This window comes from Pseudoalteromonas sp. NZS71 (assembly GCF_015864715.1).
Classification (GTDB): Bacteria; Pseudomonadota; Gammaproteobacteria; order Enterobacterales; family Alteromonadaceae; genus Pseudoalteromonas; species Pseudoalteromonas arctica.
Map to the genome: position 1 here is coordinate 65,410 of NZ_JADYWS010000014.1, position 16,303 is coordinate 81,712.

A 16,303-nucleotide genomic window follows, 5' to 3' on the forward strand; every position below is an offset into this window, starting at 1 on the left:
AACTATTAATTTCTGCGCTAAAAAAAAGGGCTTATAAATGCACGAAGGTGTGATGAAGGCATGGCTAGAATCTTCACATTTAAACGGCGGCAACGTTGCTTATGTAGAAGAGCTTTATGAAGCGTATTTAGACGATGCGACTTCTGTGCCAGACGAATGGCGAGAAGTGTTTGAACAATTACCTAAAGTTGATGGTGTGGATGTTGAAGTAAAACATTCAGAGGTTCGAGCACAGTTTGCACAGCTTGCTAAAAACAAGCATAGAGAAGTAGTGGTAGCAGAGGGTAGTGGCGGTGACCTTAAACAGGTTAAAGTTCTACAACTTATTAATGCTTTCCGTTTTCGAGGACACCAAAATGCAAACCTAGATCCATTAGGCATTTGGCAGCGAGAACGTGTACGAGATTTAGAGCTAGAGTACCACGACTTATCTTCAAGTGATTTTGACCGCGAGTTTAACGTAGGATCGTTTGCCGTTGGGCGCGATACTATGCCTTTAGGTGAATTATACCAAGCTCTGAAAACTACTTATTGTGGTTCGGTTGGCGCTGAGTATATGCACATCACATCAACAGAGGAAAAACGTTGGTTACAACAACGTCTAGAATCTGTCCAGTCTAGACCTAAATTCTCAAAAGATGAAAAGCTTCGTATCCTGAAAGGGCTCACAGCAGCTGACGGTCTTGAAAAATATTTAGGCTCAAAGTTTCCAGGTGCTAAACGTTTTTCACTTGAAGGTGGTGATGCGTTAGTTCCAATGCTTAAAGAGCTTATTCACCGTGCTGGTGAAAGCGGCCAACAAGAAGCTGTTATTGGTATGGCTCACCGCGGTCGTTTAAATGTTCTTGTGAACGTACTTGGTAAAAACCCATCAGAGTTATTTGATGAATTTGCTGGTATTCACAAAGAAACATTAAGTTCTGGTGATGTTAAGTATCATATGGGTTACTCGTCTGATTTTGCTACCAAAGGTGGCAATGTACATATGGCGCTTGCTTTTAACCCATCACATCTTGAAATTGTTAATCCAGTAGTTATGGGCTCTGTGCGTGCTCGTCTTGATCGCTTAGGTGACAGCTCTGGTATTAAAGCATTACCAATTACGATCCATGGTGACTCTGCGATTGCTGGTCAAGGTGTTGTACAAGAAACGTTTAATATGTCACAAACTAACGCGTTTAGTTGTGGTGGTAGTATTCGTATTGTTGTTAACAACCAAGTAGGTTTCACAACCTCGAAGCAAGATGACGTTCGTTCAACGCCATACTGTACTGACATTGCTAAAATGGTCCAGTCTCCTATCTTCCATGTTAATTCAGATGATCCTGAAGCAGTTGCATTTGTTACTCAAATTGCACTTGATTTTAGAAATCAGTTTAAGCGTGATGTAGTAATCGATTTAGTTTGTTATCGTCGCCATGGTCACAATGAAGCTGATGAGCCTAATGCAACTCAGCCTGTTATGTACCAAAAAATCAAAAAACATCCAGTGCCGCGTTTAATCTATGCAGATCAACTTATTGCTGAAGGTTCTTTCTCTGAACAAGAAATTAAAGCGCTAGCTGATGAATATCGTGATGCATTAGATGAAGGTAACTGTGTTGTTTCTGAAATACAGCCAGAGACTTCACATTCTTCTGATTGGGCAAAGTATGTTGGTCATGAATGGGACGTTGAGTATGATGCTAGCGTACCTTTAGAAGAGCTTAAGGCTCTTGGTGAGAAGATAGCTTCTTACCCAGAGCAGTATAAAGCACAGTCACGCGTTAAAAAGATCTATGACGACCGTAAACTAATGGCTTCTGGAGAGAAACCACTTGATTGGGGTATGGCTGAAACGCTTGCTTATGCAACAATTGCAACTGAAGGTACTGATATTCGTTTAACGGGTCAGGATTCAGGACGTGGTACTTTTTTCCACCGTCATGCGGTAGTTCATAGCCAATCAGACGGTGCTACTTATACGCCACTTCAACACTTGAGTGAAGACCAAGGTACTTTTCAAATATTTGACTCTGTTCTTTCTGAAGAAGCTGTTGTTGCCTTTGAATATGGTTATGCAACTGCGGAGCCAACTTCACTACTACTTTGGGAAGCTCAATTTGGTGATTTTGCCAATGGCGCTCAAGTAGTATTTGACCAATTTTTAAGTTCTGGTGAGCAAAAATGGGGCCGTCTATGTGGTCTTACAATATTGTTACCTCATGGTTACGAAGGTCAAGGTCCAGAGCATAGTTCAGCACGCCTAGAGCGTTTCTTACAACTATGTGCTGATCACAATATGCAAGTATGTGTTCCTTCAACGCCAGCGCAAGTTTACGCTATGCTTCGTCGTCAATCAGTTCGACCACTTCGTCGTCCGTTGATTGTTATGACGCCTAAGTCACTACTTCGTCATCCGCTTGCTACTTCATCACTTGAAGAGCTTTCACACGGTGTTTTCCATAATATGATTGACGAAATCGATGATATTAAGCCAGAGAAAGTAGAGCGTGTTGTATTTTGTAGCGGTAAAGTTTACTACGAGCTATTACAAGAACGTCGTAAGCTTGAGCAAGATAATATTGCAATTGTACGTGTTGAACAGTTATACCCGTTCCCACACGATGAAATGCAAACAATTATAGAGCGTTACCAACACGTAACTGATTTTGTTTGGTGTCAAGAAGAGCCACAAAACCAAGGTGCATGGTACTGTTCACAACATCACTTTATTGATGCAATCCCACAAGGTGCTAAATTAAAATATGCAGGTCGTAAAGCCTCTGCATCGCCAGCGTGTGGTTACATGTCAGTACATACTAAAGAACAACAAGCGCTCGTAGCCGACGCGCTTACTATAGAAAATAAAGGATAAGCAATGAGCACAGAAATTAAAGTTCCTGTTCTTCCTGAGTCGGTTGCAGATGCTACCGTTGCTACATGGCATGTAAGTGTTGGCGACAAAGTAACTCGCGATCAAAACTTAGTAGACATTGAAACAGATAAAGTGGTTTTAGAAGTGGTTGCACAGCACGACGGTGTAATTACAGAAATATCACAAGAAGAAGGTGCAACCGTACTTGGCGATCAAGTTATGGGTTTACTTGGTGATGCTGATGCAGCGCCAGCAAGTGAAGGTTCAACTAAAGAAGAATCAGCACCAGCTAAATCAGAAGACGCGCCAGCGGCGCAATCAGCACCAGCATCAGAAGGTAAAGAAGTGGACATTAAAGTACCTGTACTTCCAGAATCAGTTGCAGACGCAACAATTGCTACATGGCATGTACAACCAGGTGACGCGGTAACACGCGACCAAAACTTGGTAGATATTGAAACAGATAAAGTTGTTCTTGAAGTGGTAGCTCAAGAAGATGGCATCATGGGTGATATCATTCACGGCGAAGGCGATACTGTATTAGGCGAGCAAGTAATTGGTTCGGTTAAAGCAGGCGGTGCACCAGCTGCTCCAGCTGCAAAAGCAGAATCAGCGCCAGCAGCAGATTCAAGCGAAAGTTCAGATGTGTTAACACCATCAGTTCGTCGTTTAATCGCTGAGAAAGGCCTAGACGCTTCTAAGATTAATGGCACAGGTAAAAATGGTCGTGTAACTAAAGAAGACGTTGATACTTTCTTAAAAGCACCAGCGCCAGCGGCTAAAAAAGCAGAAGCTTCTGCTCCAGCAGCACCGATGGGCGATCGTACTCAAAAACGTGTTCCAATGACCCGTTTACGTAAAACGATTGCAACACGTCTTCTTGAAGCTAAAAACTCAACTGCAATGTTAACAACATTCAACGAAGTGAACATGGAACCAATCATGAGCCTTCGTAAGCAGTACCAAGAAGTGTTTGAAAAGCGTCATGGTATTCGTTTAGGTTTCATGTCTTTCTACGTGAAAGCGGTAACTGAAGCACTTAAGCGTTTCCCAGATGTTAACGCATCAATCGATGGTGACGATATTGTTTATCATAACTATTTTGATATTAGCATTGCAGTATCTACTCCACGTGGTCTAGTTACTCCAGTACTTAAAGATTGTGACAAACTATCTGTTGCTGAAATCGAAAAAGGTATTCGTGAACTAGCACTTAAAGGTCGTGATGGTAAGCTTACGCTTGCTGATATGACCGGTGGTAACTTCACTATTACTAACGGTGGAGTATTTGGTTCATTACTATCTACACCTATCATTAACTTGCCACAATCTTCGATTTTGGGTATGCATAAAATCCAAGACCGTCCTATGGCTGTAAATGGTAAAGTTGAAATACTTCCTATGATGTATTTAGCACTTTCTTATGACCACCGCATTATTGATGGTAAAGAATCTGTTGGTTTCTTAGTGACTATTAAAGAGTTACTTGAAGATCCAACTCGCTTATTGCTAGATGTTTAATCTAGTTGTATGAAATGTAAGCTGTGAATGAACATTCACAGCTTTTTTTTTGCGCCTTTGGTCTTACTGGGGTTTTCATGTTAAGCCTTGGGATCTATACTAGGTGCGCAATTTGGGATAGTTGTTTATTTGAAAAAATATTCAGCTCTTTTAGTATAAAAAATTGGATAAAGCATCATGAATTTGCATGAGTATCAGGCAAAACAACTTTTTGCCGAATATGGTTTACCAGTTTCTCAAGGTTTCGCTTGCGATACACCTGAAGAAGCTGCAGCAGCTGCTGAAAAAATCGGCGGTGATATGTGGGTTGTTAAAACTCAGGTTCACGCAGGTGGACGTGGTAAAGCTGGCGGTGTAAAGCTAGTTAAAACTATCGACGAAGTAAAAGCGTTTGCAGCTAACTGGTTGGGTAAAAACCTAGTTACTTACCAAACAGACGAGAAAGGCCAGCCAGTAGCTAAAATTTTAGTTGAAAGCTGTACTGACATTGCTAACGAATTGTACCTAGGTGCAGTAGTTGACCGTGCATCTCGCAAAGTAGTTTTCATGGCGTCTACTGAAGGCGGCGTTGAAATTGAAACTGTTGCAGAAGAAACACCTGAGCTTATCCACAAAGCTGAAATCGATCCACTAGTGGGTCCACAGGCTTTCCAAGCACGTGAGCTAGGCTTCAAATTGGGTCTTAACCCAGTACAAATGAAGCAGTTTGTTAAGATCTTTATGGGTCTTGGTAAAATGTTCACTGATTTTGATTTCGCACTACTTGAAATCAACCCGTTAGTAATCACAGACGAAGGTAATCTTCACTGTCTTGACGGCAAAATCGGTATCGATGGTAATGCACTTTACCGTCAACCTAAAATCCGTGAGTTCCACGATCCATCTCAAGAAGATGCACGTGAAGCACACGCAGCAAGCTTCGAACTTAACTACGTTGCTCTAGATGGCAATGTTGGTTGTATGGTTAACGGTGCAGGCCTAGCGATGGGTACTATGGACATCGTAAACCTACATGGCGGCAAACCGGCTAACTTCCTAGATGTTGGCGGCGGCGCGACTAAAGAACGTGTTTCTGAAGCATTCAAAATCATTCTTTCTGACGACAATGTTAAAGCTGTTTTAGTAAACATCTTTGGCGGTATTGTACGTTGTGACATGATTGCTGAAGGCATCATTGGTGCAGTTAAAGAAGTTGGCGTAACCGTACCAGTTGTTGTACGTTTAGAAGGTACTAATGCTGAATTAGGTCGTGAAGTTCTTAAGAACTCTGGTCTAGATATCATTGCTGCTGAATCACTAACAGACGCTGCTGAGAAAGTTGTTGCTGCTGCGGAGGGCAAATAATGTCTGTATTAATCAATAAAGATACAAAAGTTATCTGTCAAGGTTTCACTGGTGGCCAAGGTACTTTCCACTCAGAGCAAGCGCTTGAGTACGGTACACAAATGGTTGGTGGTGTTAGCCCGGGTAAAGGCGGTCAAACGCACCTTGGTCTTCCTGTATTCAACACAGTTCGTGATGCTGTTCAAGAAACTGGCGCAACAGCTTCAGTTATTTATGTACCAGCTCCTTTCTGTAAAGATGCAATCTTAGAAGCTATCGATGCTGGCATTGAGCTGATTGTTTGTATCACTGAAGGTATCCCTACACTTGATATGGTTGATGTTAAAATCAAACTAGATCAAACAGGTACTCGTATGATCGGTCCTAACTGTCCAGGTGTTATCACTCCTGGTGAGACTAAGATTGGTATTATGCCTGGTCATATCCACAAACCTGGTAAAGTAGGTATTGTTTCTCGCTCTGGTACTTTAACGTACGAAGCAGTTAAGCAAACTACTGATGCTGGTTTTGGTCAGTCTACGTGTGTTGGTATTGGTGGTGATCCAATTCCAGGTACTAACTTTATCGACGTTCTAGAAATGTTCGAAAAAGATCCACAGACTGAAGCAATTGTAATGATTGGTGAAATTGGTGGTACTGCAGAAGAAGAAGCTGCAGAGTACATCAAAGCAAACGTAACTAAACCTGTAGTATCTTACATTGCTGGTGTTACTGCACCAGAAGGTAAGCGTATGGGTCACGCTGGCGCAATCATTGCCGGTGGTAAAGGTACTGCTGATGAGAAATTTGCTGCATTAGAAGCTGCGGGCGTAAAAACTGTACGTTCACTTGCTGATATCGGTAAAGCACTTAAAGAGAAAACAGGCTGGTAATCGCTTGTTTCCTTTAAAAAGGCCCGCATATGCGGGCCTTTTTGTTATTAGCTGAAAATTTAGAACGGGTAACTAATATGCTGGAAAAAACGTACAGATAAATCTTGTCGCTGCTTATTTATGGCTAGCTCATTGCACAGAGAATGAATTGTTTTTTCCACTTGGTTCATAAATCGACCGTACCCCATTTCATGTTTATCCTGTTGTGTAGCAACCACTACAAAATGTAGGGTCTCTACTAGTTTATTTGCCTCATAAAAATACTTAATCTGATTTTCATTAGAGTCAATATCAAAACTTAATTTTTGAAGTTCTGCATTGCCTTCACTTTTATCAATTTTACTGTTTCGTATAATAGGTGTTGCGCCATTAGCAACCATAGCGCCATGATTCAGGTTGTTATTTTGACACGCACGTATAAATGAGTAGGCAAAGTAGTCATAAAATTTAGCATAGTCATTTGTGTTCATTAGTGTTTGAAATTGCGTTTTAATAGCGCGCGAAACCGGTATAGTAAAAGTCGCGTAAGTCATCTCTGCGTAATCATTGGGTATGCTGCATTGTCTTGACTGATAGCGAGGGAAAAGGCTTCTTAATTTGTAACCATAGCTTTCTTTATTGCCTTTTTCTTTAGCAAATAGGTCATATGTTAAGTGTTGATGATCGCGAAGTTTAAACTGGGATTGATTTACTAAAAGTTGTTCTTGTAGAGTGTTTAAGACTTTTTGAACTTTATTATGAAATTCTGCAGAGTTGGCTCGTAAATCATCGCCTGTAGCTAAAAATAGAATACGTATTTTTTTACTCGGTGTACCTTCAGTGTAATAAATCTTATGCGCTTCATGATAGCAAGGGTTATAAAAAAAGAGCATCTGTTTATCTGTCTCAAACTGATAAGACTCATCATTAAACCTTACAACGGGCAGTTTATCATTCGCTAATAAGTGCACATTATAAAGCTCATATTCATCGCAAGAAGCAAACAGTTGGCGCGCAATACGTTCATAGCAACAATTTATATCACTAAAGCTTTTGTAAAAATCTTGATTAGGGGTGATTTCTGCTAAAAGGTAGTGGTTTGCGCGTGCGTTAGTTGGAATATATACACGATGTTGATTAAGTGTAGCCATCTTCGAATCCTTATAAAGTAGGTTATTTTGCTACTATAATTGGCTTTGATGACTTAAATATTGCGCTAAAACAAATTTTATTCATAAACAAGAGTTAAGCTGAATTAAAGTTAAGCAATATCTAAAATAAACCTTAATCTATTGCTGTATGTTAGTGTATGTTTTTGTAATAATGCATTAGTTTTGTTATTACGTAATATTTAGAGGACTGCACTCCTATGGCGGAAACTGAGAATCGCCCAAGTAACTTTATTAGAACCCGAATTGATGAAGACTTATCAAGTGGAAAACATGCCACTACGCATACACGTTTCCCACCTGAACCAAATGGTTTTTTGCATATTGGTCATGCCAAATCAATTTGTTTAAATTTTGGCATCGCAAAAGATTATAACGGTTTATGTAACCTACGTTTCGACGATACAAACCCAGAAAAAGAAGATATTAACTACGTTAATTCTATAAAAGAAGATGTTCAGTGGTTAGGTTTTAATTGGGATGGTGATATAAAGTATTCTTCTAATTATTTTGATACTTTATATGGCTACGCTGTTGAGTTAATTGAAAAAGGTTTAGCGTACGTTTGTTTTTTAACAGCAGATCAAGCACGTGAATATCGTGGCACATTAAAAGAGCCAGGCAAAAACAGCCCATACAGAGATACTTCAGTTGAAGAAAACCTAGCGTTATTTGAAAAAATGGGTGCTGGCGAATTCAAAGAAGGCGAATGTGTCTTGCGTGCAAAAATTGATATGGCAAGCTCATTTATGGTGCTTCGCGATCCAATTATTTACCGTGTACGTTTTGCTCATCATCATCAAACAGCAGACAAGTGGTGCATTTACCCAATGTACGACTTTACGCACTGTATTTCTGATGCACTTGAAGGTATTACACACTCGTTATGTACACTCGAGTTTCAAGATAACCGTCGTTTGTACGACTGGGTACTTGATAACATTAGTTTAGAGTGTCACCCACAGCAAATTGAGTTTTCACGTTTAAATCTTGAATACACAATTATGTCTAAGCGCAAGCTAAGTGATTTAGTGGTAAATAACCATGTAGAAGGGTGGGATGACCCACGTATGCCTACAATTGCAGGTCTACGTCGCCGTGGTTATACACCTGGCTCAATTCGTGAGTTTTGTTTGCGCATTGGTGTAACAAAGCAAGAGAATATGGTTGAAATGGGCATGCTTGAAGCGTGTATCCGTGAAGATTTAAACGAAAATGCACCGCGTGCAATGGCCGTACTCGATCCTGTTAAAGTTGTTATTGAAAACTACGATGCAGACAAGGTTGAAGTTTTATCTGTGGCTAATCACCCAAATAAAGAAGAAATGGGTCGTCGTGATGTACCATTTACTCGTGAAATCTATATAGAACGAGAAGACTTCAAAGAAGAAGCGAATAACAAGTTTAAACGTTTAGTGCTTGATAAAGAAGTACGCTTACGTGGTGCTTATGTTATTAAAGCACAGCGTGTTGAAAAAGGCGAAAACGGCGAAATCACAACTATTTTCTGTACTTACGATGCTGAAACACTTGGTAAAAATCCAAGTGACGGACGTAAAGTAAAAGGTGTTATTCACTGGGTTTCAGCACCAGAGTCTATTACCGCAGAAGTTCGTTTATACGATCGTTTGTTTAGTGTGCCAAATCCAGCAGCCGCTGATGAGTTTGAAACAACATTAAATCCTGAGTCACTGGTTGTTTTATCAAACGCTAAATTAGAGCCATCGCTTGCTAATTCACAAGCAGAGCAGGGCTTTCAGTTTGAGCGTACAGGTTATTTCTCTCGTGATTCTAAATCAGAGAACGTTGTATTTAACCAAACAGTCGGTCTTCGCGATTCATGGTCTAAAACTCAGTAAGTAATATCTAAAAAACCTGAACTCTGGATAATAAATCTATCTCGAGCAGCTATTTTCAGCGCTAACTGCGTTGAATTTACTTGCAATAGGCCAGCTATTGACGCGTGAATTCGCCTTGTTTTCACTTAAAATCTCTGGCTAGAGAAAATAAATTTAAATATCACCATGATTCAATACGTTGGTAAATCTCTTAACCAGAGTTCAGGTTTAATATCCCCAGTTTTTACTGGGTATGTTTATTACAAGCGTATTTTAGACACAAAAAAACCTGCACTTAGCAGGTTTTTTATTGCTTTTTAAAAGCGGTATTAGCTGTTAGCGTCGCTAAACTCTTTACACGCTGCTTTATCATTACACTCACCGTATAAATATAAAGAGTGGTTTGTAAGTGTAATACCATTTTCTTCAGAAATTTCAAGTTGACGACGTTCAATCATCTCATCTTCAAACTCTACCACTTTGCCACATTTCAAACATACTAAATGATCGTGGTGTGTGCTTCCAGAAAGTTCAAATACTGATTTTCCACCTTCAAAGTGATGACGGCTTACAATACCCGCATCATCAAATTGGTTAAGTACGCGGTATACAGTTGCAAGACCAATTTCTTCGCCTAAATCCAAAAGAATTTTGTAAACATCTTCAGCGCTGATGTGTTGGTTATCTGGAGATTGTAAAATCTCTAATATTTTAATACGCGGTAAAGTTACTTTTAAACCGGCTTTTTTAAGTTCCAAGTTATGATCAGTCATTAAATCTGTCTCAATTTTATTTGGTTATACTAGACATCTTGCAAAGATGTACACGACACATTAGCAACAAACAGGATAACGTGCCTAAGCGTTAAGTGCAAAGAACAATTGATTTATATTGCCACTAAAGCTTAAAACGCTAACTGTTTGATAATTATTTAAACAGTTAGCGATATATGCAGTAAATTAGTCAGCTAATTCACTTAAACACATTTCTTCATATACTTGAGCAGACCATGCTTTAACACGTTGTTCTGTAAGCTCTGGTTGACGGTCTTCGTCGATGCCCAAACCTACAAAATGCTTATCATCAGCCATGCCTTTAGATGCTTCAAAGTCATAGCTTTCGCTCGGCCAATGACCAACAACAATAGCGCCACGTTCAGTAACGATATCGTTGATCATGCCCATCGCATCTAAAAAGTACTCAGCGTAATCTTCTTGGTCTCCACAACCAAAAATAGCAACAAGTTTACCTTCAAAGTCAACTTCTTCAAGTTCTGGAAAAAAGTCATCCCAGTCACATTGTGCTTCGCCGTAGTACCAAGTAGGGATACCGAATAAGATCAAATCAAATTCAGCAATCTCTTCTTTAGAGCTTTTTGCAATATCATGAACAGCCACTAGCTTTTTACCCAATTCTTTTTGGATCATTTTTGCTACGTGTTCTGTGTTACCTGTGTCACTTCCGAAAAAAATGCCTACACTTGCCATGGATTTAAAACCTTTTATGTATCAATAGCCAATCTTTCTTGTAAAATCGTTTCAATCAGCGCACTGCGGCTAATATTTTGTGCATCTGCCATATCACTCAATGCTTGATATAACTGCGATGAAACTTTAAATTCAACACGCTTTAAGCCACGTGCTTTATCTCTTTTTATTTGATTACGTTTATTTACCTTTAACTGCATATCCCGTGAAAGGGGATTGGTTTTAGGTCTGCCTGGGCGTTTTTCGTATTCAAATAAATCGAGTGTAGTTCTATCTGTTTCTGACTTCGCCATGCTTAACCTACACCTGCGCCTTGCCAAAATACTTGAATAAGACCTTTAGCAATAAAGCCTGAACAACCTAAAAAGAGCACGCCCCAGACAATGTATTGTCCGAACTTAGGCACATTGCCACTTTTTAGTACGTCTTTAATTGCCATGCCGATGAATATGAAAATACCGGCTAAGCCAAAATACAACCCTAGGGTATCAAATTCGTTAATTAACTGACTGACCATCAACGTATAACCTTTAAATTAAACGGCGCGTACTATAGCATATAATTATTCATATATTTAGTGCGCAAAATCAAAAACACGCGATTAAAATTGCTTTAAACCGCAGTTAAAAAGTCGTTTATCGCTTTATTTACAGCAAGTGGCTTTTGAGCATGAAGCCAATGGCCTGCGCCATGAATTATTTTAGCCTTAGTATTTTTAAAGCGAGCTTTAATTGCAGTACGATGCTCGGGTAAAATATAGTCAGAATCATTACCTTTAATGAAAAGAGTATCGCATAAACAAGAATTGTTTTCATTAACATTGGATGTAATTGTAGAATATTTTTCGTCAAGCACATTTAAGTTAAATCGCCATGCAAAATGACCTTCCTCATTTTTAGCGAGGCTTTTAAGTAGAAACTGTCGAACTCCCAGTTCTTCTATGTAAGGCTGCATTAGAGCATCAGCTTGTTTTCTATCGTCAATTGATTGTGCTGAAACCGCTTTTAATGCCTGTAATATTTTTGTGTGCCGAGCAGGGTAACTAACAGGTGCTATATCAAGTACAACAAGCTTATTTACAAGTTCAGGATGTGTAAGCGCTAATTCCATTGCCACTTTACCACCCATAGAGTGCCCAACTAAATGTGCTTTATCTATGTTCAAATGTGCTAATAACTCAACAATATCTTGTGCCATTGCCGGGTAGTTCATTTCATCACTATGAGGAGAAAGCCCGTGGTTACGTAAATCAACGTTAATAACAGTAAAGTGTTCACTTAATGGTTTTGCTATTACATTTAGGTTTTCTAATGATCCAAAAAGCCCATGTATCAAAATAACATTAGGACCTTGCCCTTGTTGCTTGTAATTTAACTGCATACCCGCCTCCTGAAAATTTCGCCATAGTTTGCCGAGCATTGCTCTAAAAAGCAAAAAATACAGCGACTATTTATTAAATTGGGCTTTTGTTTGTTAAATCAACAACAATGAGGTAAATATTAATATGTTTACGGGAGTGCTTGTTGTAACTCGCATTTCTGATTGGTTTGGGTATAATCACACGGGAGAAAAAAATGTGACCCGTAATGACAGGAAGAACATGAAACAAATCGACATAGACGACGAGTTATATCAATATATTGCTAGCAATACGCAAAGTATTGGTGAAAGTGCATCCACTATTTTACGTCGTTTATTAAATCTGAGCGGCGAAAAAATTCAAACCGCAAACGTAGAACTAACTCAAAATAATCAAACTGCGACTACGTCTACCGCCACATTAAAAAGCTCAGAGCCATCTGCTGCTGAGACTTCAAAAAAACAAACGCCTGTAGCTCACGCACCCGTGAAGCAAAAAAGCGATAATGTTTTTAATGTATTAAATAAAGAAGAGCTGGCAATGCAAAAAGGTGTTGTTGGACGCTTTTTGTTTATTTTAAGTGCATTTTACCGCACACATAAAACTGATTTTTCTGCGGTATTAGACATAAAAGGGCGTGACCGTGTTTACTTTGCTACTAGTAAAGAAGCTTTAGTAAATAGCGGTAGTAGTATGAATCCTAAAAACATAACCGATAGTGAATATTGGGTTATGACTAATTCTAATACAACGCGTAAAAAAATGATGCTTCATGAAGTGGCTCTTTGCCTTGGATATAGTGCAGAGCAAGCTGAAAAAATTCGCGATTACCTGTAAGGAAATATAATGGCTATTCACTCAGGCGCAGGCAAAACTGCTCCACAATCGGCACTGGTTAACGTACCTAAATTAGTATCTGCGTATTACTTAAATGAACCTGATCTTGAACAAAATCCAGAGCATTGTGTTGCCTTTGGTACCTCAGGCCACCGTGGTTGTTCTTACGATGTTAAATTTAACGAATCACACATTTTAGCGATTACTCAGGCTATTTGTGATTACAGAAAACAAAATGACATATTTGGTCCGTTATTTTTAGGCAAAGACACACACGCATTGAGTGAAGCCGCATTTAACTCGGCTATTGAAGTATTAGTTGCTAACGAAGTGCAAGTGATAACGCAAGAGGACGGTGATTTTACACCAACGCCAGTTATCAGCCATGCCATAGTGAGCCACAATAAGCTACACCCAAATGAATTAGCAGACGGGATTGTTGTTACGCCTTCGCATAACCCTCCTGAAGATGGTGGCTTTAAATACAACCCACCTAATGGCGGGCCAGCTGATACCGACGTCACTAATTGGATTGAAGACAGAGCTAATCAACTTTTATTAGAAGATTTAGTTGAAGTTGAGTTATTTCCATTCGCTAAAGCATCGCGTTCCGGCTTTATCCGCTACGAAGATTTAATGACTCCTTATATTGATGACTTAGCAAATATCGTTAATTTAAAAGCAATCAGCGATGCAGGTATTAAAATAGGTATCGATCCACTAGGTGGTTCAGGCATCAACTTTTGGCCAGTCATTGCAAAAAAATATAATTTAGATTTAACCGTAGTTAATGATGTTGTTGATCCACGTTTTGCTTTTATGCCACTTGATAAAGACGGCAAAATTCGTATGGATTGTTCATCGCCTTATTCAATGGCAAATCTTATTGCACTAAAAGATGATTTTGATGTGTCTATTGGTAACGACCCTGACTACGATCGTCACGGTATTGTAACGCCAGATGGTTTAATGAATCCAAACCACTTTTTAGCAGTGGCAATCGATTACTTACTTAAACACCGTGATTGGAATGAAACCGTAGAAATTGGTAAAACATTGGTTTCTAGCTCTATGATCGACAAAGTAGCTGCTCGTAACAACCGTAAGGTTAAAGAAGTACCAGTAGGCTTTAAATGGTTTGTTGAAGGCTTAAGCAAAGGCAAGCTTGCCTTTGGTGGTGAAGAAAGCGCAGGTGCTGCATTTTTACGTTTTGATGGCTCTGTATGGTGTACAGATAAAGACGGCTTCATTATGGGTCTACTCGCTGCAGAAATACTTGCTGTGACAGGTAAAACGCCATCAGCGCTTTATAAAGAATTAGAACAAGAGTTTGGTTCTCCAATTTATAAACGCCTAGATGCACCAGCCACAAGCGGTCAAAAATCACGTTTAAAAGCATTGAGTGCTTCTGATGTTAAAGCAGATACACTTGCAGGCGAGCCTATTTTGCAAAAATTGACTCATGCACCAGGTAACGATGCCGCCATTGGTGGTTTAAAAGTGGTTACTGAAAATGGCTGGTTTGCAGCGCGTCCATCAGGTACTGAAGATATTTATAAAATATACCTTGAATCATTTAAAGGTGAAGAGCATTTAGCGTTACTTGAAAAAGAAGCTAAAAAGCTTGTAGATTCAGTTATAAGCTAACTTAATCTAATAATTTTAAAACGGCTGATTTATTCAGCCGTTTTCGTTTCTATACCTTGTGTATTTATAAAAATATATGCATAAGAGTCTACTCTCACATTATTTTTAAAGGGCTTATTATATGTCAGCCAATCCATCTTACTTAAATGAATTAAAACAAACTGGCGATTTTTTAACGCTTAGTCGTGACAACGAATGGCATTTAGATGCAGGTGAGTTTGTTTTAGATAATGGGACTCTTGTAAATATACACGATACCGGAGTCATTGAGTTTCAACCTGCTGTTACAACGTCAAAAGATGTAGTTTATTCAAGCGCTGTACACGGTAACGAAACTGCGCCAATTGAAATTTGTGATGCACTTATTAAACAAATTATAAAAGGCGAGCTGATACTTAAGCAGCGCGCTTTGTTTATTTACGGTAATCCACAATCAATTAATATTGGCCTGCGTTTTGTAGAAGAAAACTTAAATAGATTATTTAATGGTCACCATACAGTTGAAGGTGTACCAATGAATAATGAGCGAAACCGCGCTGCAAAGCTTGAGCAATACGTAAGCGATTTTTATACACGTGGCGAGCAAGGCAGTACGCGATGTCATTACGACTTACACACTGCAATTAGAGGCTCTAAAAACGAAAAATTTGCTGTGTATCCATTTTTACATGGTAAGCCATGGAAAAAGTCGCAGTTACAATTCTTATTGAGTTGTGGTGTAAATACTGTGCTTATGATGAAATCTCCTGCAACAACATTTAGCTATTATTCGTCATTTATACACGGTGCTGATTCTTTTACGGTAGAGCTGGGTCAAGTTAAGCCATTTGGTCAAAACGATATGGCTCGCTTTGAAAAAACAAAGCAAACCTTAACTGCATTAATTAGTCAAAATGAAGTTAAATATCCTGAATTTAATGCAAACGATTTTGAATTGTTTGCTGTCCATCGCACAATAAATAGAACGCAGAACGATTTTAGCTTTCCTTTTTCTGACGATGCCGAGAACTTTACTGGCTTTGCGAAAGGTGAACTACTTGCAACCGACGGTGATACAGCGATTTATGCTGACGTTGAAGGAGAGGCTATTATTTTTCCAAATGCGAGCGTAGCATTAGGGCAAAGAGCACTCCTTACTGTTATTCCAATGGATATTGATAGCAATTTCGTCTAATTTAACTCATCAGACCACTAATAGCTTGAAGTTAACTATATGATTACTATTAATTAAAGTAACCGTATCGTTAACTTGCCACTTATTTAACCAGTATTTGCTTTTGTTTCGTCCCAGATCTGTTGAATAACACTTTACGTTAACGTAAAGTGTTGGCAGCTTTAATTAAAGATAGTGCAGATGTTGCAAAGTTTAACCAGCAACAATCACCCACAATA

At 39.1% G+C, this 16,303-nt stretch carries 14 protein-coding genes; 8 read left to right on the forward strand and 6 right to left on the reverse strand.

Annotated features, from left to right (window positions below):
• The first annotated feature begins 37 nt into the window (after positions 1-37).
• From sucA to sucD, 4 genes are all read left to right on the forward strand, one after another.
• On the forward strand, positions 38-2,857 hold the full coding sequence (gene sucA / locus I6E85_RS10920) for a 2-oxoglutarate dehydrogenase E1 component (RefSeq protein WP_024599576.1): 2,820 nt from the start codon (positions 38-40) through the stop codon (positions 2,855-2,857).
• 3 nt (positions 2,858-2,860) lie between these two features.
• Positions 2,861-4,378 (forward strand): 2-oxoglutarate dehydrogenase complex dihydrolipoyllysine-residue succinyltransferase, encoded by a 1,518-nt coding sequence (odhB, locus tag I6E85_RS10925; RefSeq protein ID WP_197236962.1) that lies wholly within the window; start codon positions 2,861-2,863, stop codon positions 4,376-4,378.
• A 177-nt stretch (positions 4,379-4,555) separates the two neighbouring features.
• Positions 4,556-5,722, forward strand: coding sequence for an ADP-forming succinate--CoA ligase subunit beta (sucC, locus tag I6E85_RS10930; protein WP_024599574.1), 1,167 nt, complete (start codon positions 4,556-4,558; stop codon positions 5,720-5,722).
• Positions 5,722-6,594 carry a succinate--CoA ligase subunit alpha gene (gene sucD, locus I6E85_RS10935; protein ID WP_024599573.1) on the forward strand — a complete coding sequence of 291 codons (873 nt, stop codon included), beginning with the start codon at positions 5,722-5,724 and terminating at the stop codon, positions 6,592-6,594. Before sucC ends, sucD begins: the two co-directional genes overlap by 1 nt.
• 59 nt (positions 6,595-6,653) lie before the next feature.
• On the opposite strand, the gene I6E85_RS10940 is transcribed toward sucD, so the two are convergent.
• Complete coding sequence (locus tag I6E85_RS10940) at positions 6,654-7,724, reverse strand: DUF3083 family protein (protein WP_076924592.1); 1,071 nt, start codon at positions 7,722-7,724, stop codon at positions 6,654-6,656.
• A gap of 218 nt (positions 7,725-7,942) precedes the next feature.
• Here I6E85_RS10940 and glnS point away from each other — a divergent pair, with 218 nt between their 5' ends.
• The gene (glnS, locus tag I6E85_RS10945) at positions 7,943-9,601 is read left to right on the forward strand and encodes a glutamine--tRNA ligase (protein WP_197236963.1); all 1,659 of its coding nucleotides are present in this window, start codon (positions 7,943-7,945) and stop codon (positions 9,599-9,601) included.
• A gap of 308 nt (positions 9,602-9,909) precedes the next feature.
• Here the strand turns inward: glnS and fur are convergent, their stop codons facing one another.
• From fur to I6E85_RS10970, 5 genes are all read right to left on the reverse strand, one after another.
• Positions 9,910-10,353: a ferric iron uptake transcriptional regulator gene (fur, locus tag I6E85_RS10950; protein WP_007586857.1), complete on the reverse strand. Its 444-nt coding sequence runs from the start codon at positions 10,351-10,353 to the stop codon at positions 9,910-9,912.
• A 186-nt stretch (positions 10,354-10,539) separates the two neighbouring features.
• Positions 10,540-11,067, reverse strand: coding sequence for a flavodoxin FldA (gene fldA, locus I6E85_RS10955; RefSeq protein WP_007586856.1), 528 nt, complete (start codon positions 11,065-11,067; stop codon positions 10,540-10,542).
• Positions 11,068-11,081: 14 nt separating this feature from the next.
• A complete protein-coding gene (gene ybfE, locus I6E85_RS10960; protein ID WP_002962928.1) occupies positions 11,082-11,360 on the reverse strand; it encodes a LexA regulated protein in 279 nt (92 codons plus the stop codon).
• Positions 11,361-11,362: 2 nt separating this feature from the next.
• Positions 11,363-11,584: a DUF2788 domain-containing protein gene (locus I6E85_RS10965; protein ID WP_002962930.1), complete on the reverse strand. Its 222-nt coding sequence runs from the start codon at positions 11,582-11,584 to the stop codon at positions 11,363-11,365.
• A 95-nt stretch (positions 11,585-11,679) separates the two neighbouring features.
• Entirely contained in the window at positions 11,680-12,447 is a 768-nt protein-coding gene (locus tag I6E85_RS10970; protein ID WP_007586854.1) for an alpha/beta fold hydrolase, read from the reverse strand.
• Between the two features lie 220 nt (positions 12,448-12,667).
• On the opposite strand from I6E85_RS10970, the gene seqA reads away from it, so the two are divergent.
• The 3 genes from seqA (at position 12,668) to astE (ending at position 16,085) form a co-directional block, all read left to right on the forward strand.
• Positions 12,668-13,264 carry a replication initiation negative regulator SeqA gene (gene seqA / locus I6E85_RS10975; RefSeq protein WP_024589204.1) on the forward strand — a complete coding sequence of 199 codons (597 nt, stop codon included), beginning with the start codon at positions 12,668-12,670 and terminating at the stop codon, positions 13,262-13,264.
• A 9-nt stretch (positions 13,265-13,273) separates the two neighbouring features.
• On the forward strand, positions 13,274-14,911 hold the full coding sequence (pgm, locus tag I6E85_RS10980; RefSeq protein ID WP_101163771.1) for a phosphoglucomutase (alpha-D-glucose-1,6-bisphosphate-dependent): 1,638 nt from the start codon (positions 13,274-13,276) through the stop codon (positions 14,909-14,911).
• Positions 14,912-15,032: 121 nt separating this feature from the next.
• Complete coding sequence (gene astE, locus I6E85_RS10985; RefSeq protein ID WP_024589206.1) at positions 15,033-16,085, forward strand: succinylglutamate desuccinylase; 1,053 nt, start codon at positions 15,033-15,035, stop codon at positions 16,083-16,085.
• The last annotated feature ends 218 nt before the right edge of the window (positions 16,086-16,303 follow it).

Bases quoted from the DNA above. Each gene is read 5' to 3' on its own strand.
- sucA (WP_024599576.1), top strand. From the start codon at position 38: ATGCACGAAGGTGTGATGAAGGCATGGCTAGAATCTTCACATTTAAAC.
- odhB (WP_197236962.1), top strand. From the start codon at position 2,861: ATGAGCACAGAAATTAAAGTTCCTGTTCTTCCTGAGTCGGTTGCAGAT.
- sucC (WP_024599574.1), top strand. From the start codon at position 4,556: ATGAATTTGCATGAGTATCAGGCAAAACAACTTTTTGCCGAATATGGT.
- sucD (WP_024599573.1), top strand. From the start codon at position 5,722: ATGTCTGTATTAATCAATAAAGATACAAAAGTTATCTGTCAAGGTTTC.
- I6E85_RS10940 (WP_076924592.1), bottom strand. From the start codon at position 7,724: ATGGCTACACTTAATCAACATCGTGTATATATTCCAACTAACGCACGC.
- glnS (WP_197236963.1), top strand. From the start codon at position 7,943: ATGGCGGAAACTGAGAATCGCCCAAGTAACTTTATTAGAACCCGAATT.
- fur (WP_007586857.1), bottom strand. From the start codon at position 10,353: ATGACTGATCATAACTTGGAACTTAAAAAAGCCGGTTTAAAAGTAACT.
- fldA (WP_007586856.1), bottom strand. From the start codon at position 11,067: ATGGCAAGTGTAGGCATTTTTTTCGGAAGTGACACAGGTAACACAGAA.
- ybfE (WP_002962928.1), bottom strand. From the start codon at position 11,360: ATGGCGAAGTCAGAAACAGATAGAACTACACTCGATTTATTTGAATAC.
- I6E85_RS10965 (WP_002962930.1), bottom strand. From the start codon at position 11,584: ATGGTCAGTCAGTTAATTAACGAATTTGATACCCTAGGGTTGTATTTT.
- I6E85_RS10970 (WP_007586854.1), bottom strand. From the start codon at position 12,447: ATGCAGTTAAATTACAAGCAACAAGGGCAAGGTCCTAATGTTATTTTG.
- seqA (WP_024589204.1), top strand. From the start codon at position 12,668: ATGAAACAAATCGACATAGACGACGAGTTATATCAATATATTGCTAGC.
- pgm (WP_101163771.1), top strand. From the start codon at position 13,274: ATGGCTATTCACTCAGGCGCAGGCAAAACTGCTCCACAATCGGCACTG.
- astE (WP_024589206.1), top strand. From the start codon at position 15,033: ATGTCAGCCAATCCATCTTACTTAAATGAATTAAAACAAACTGGCGAT.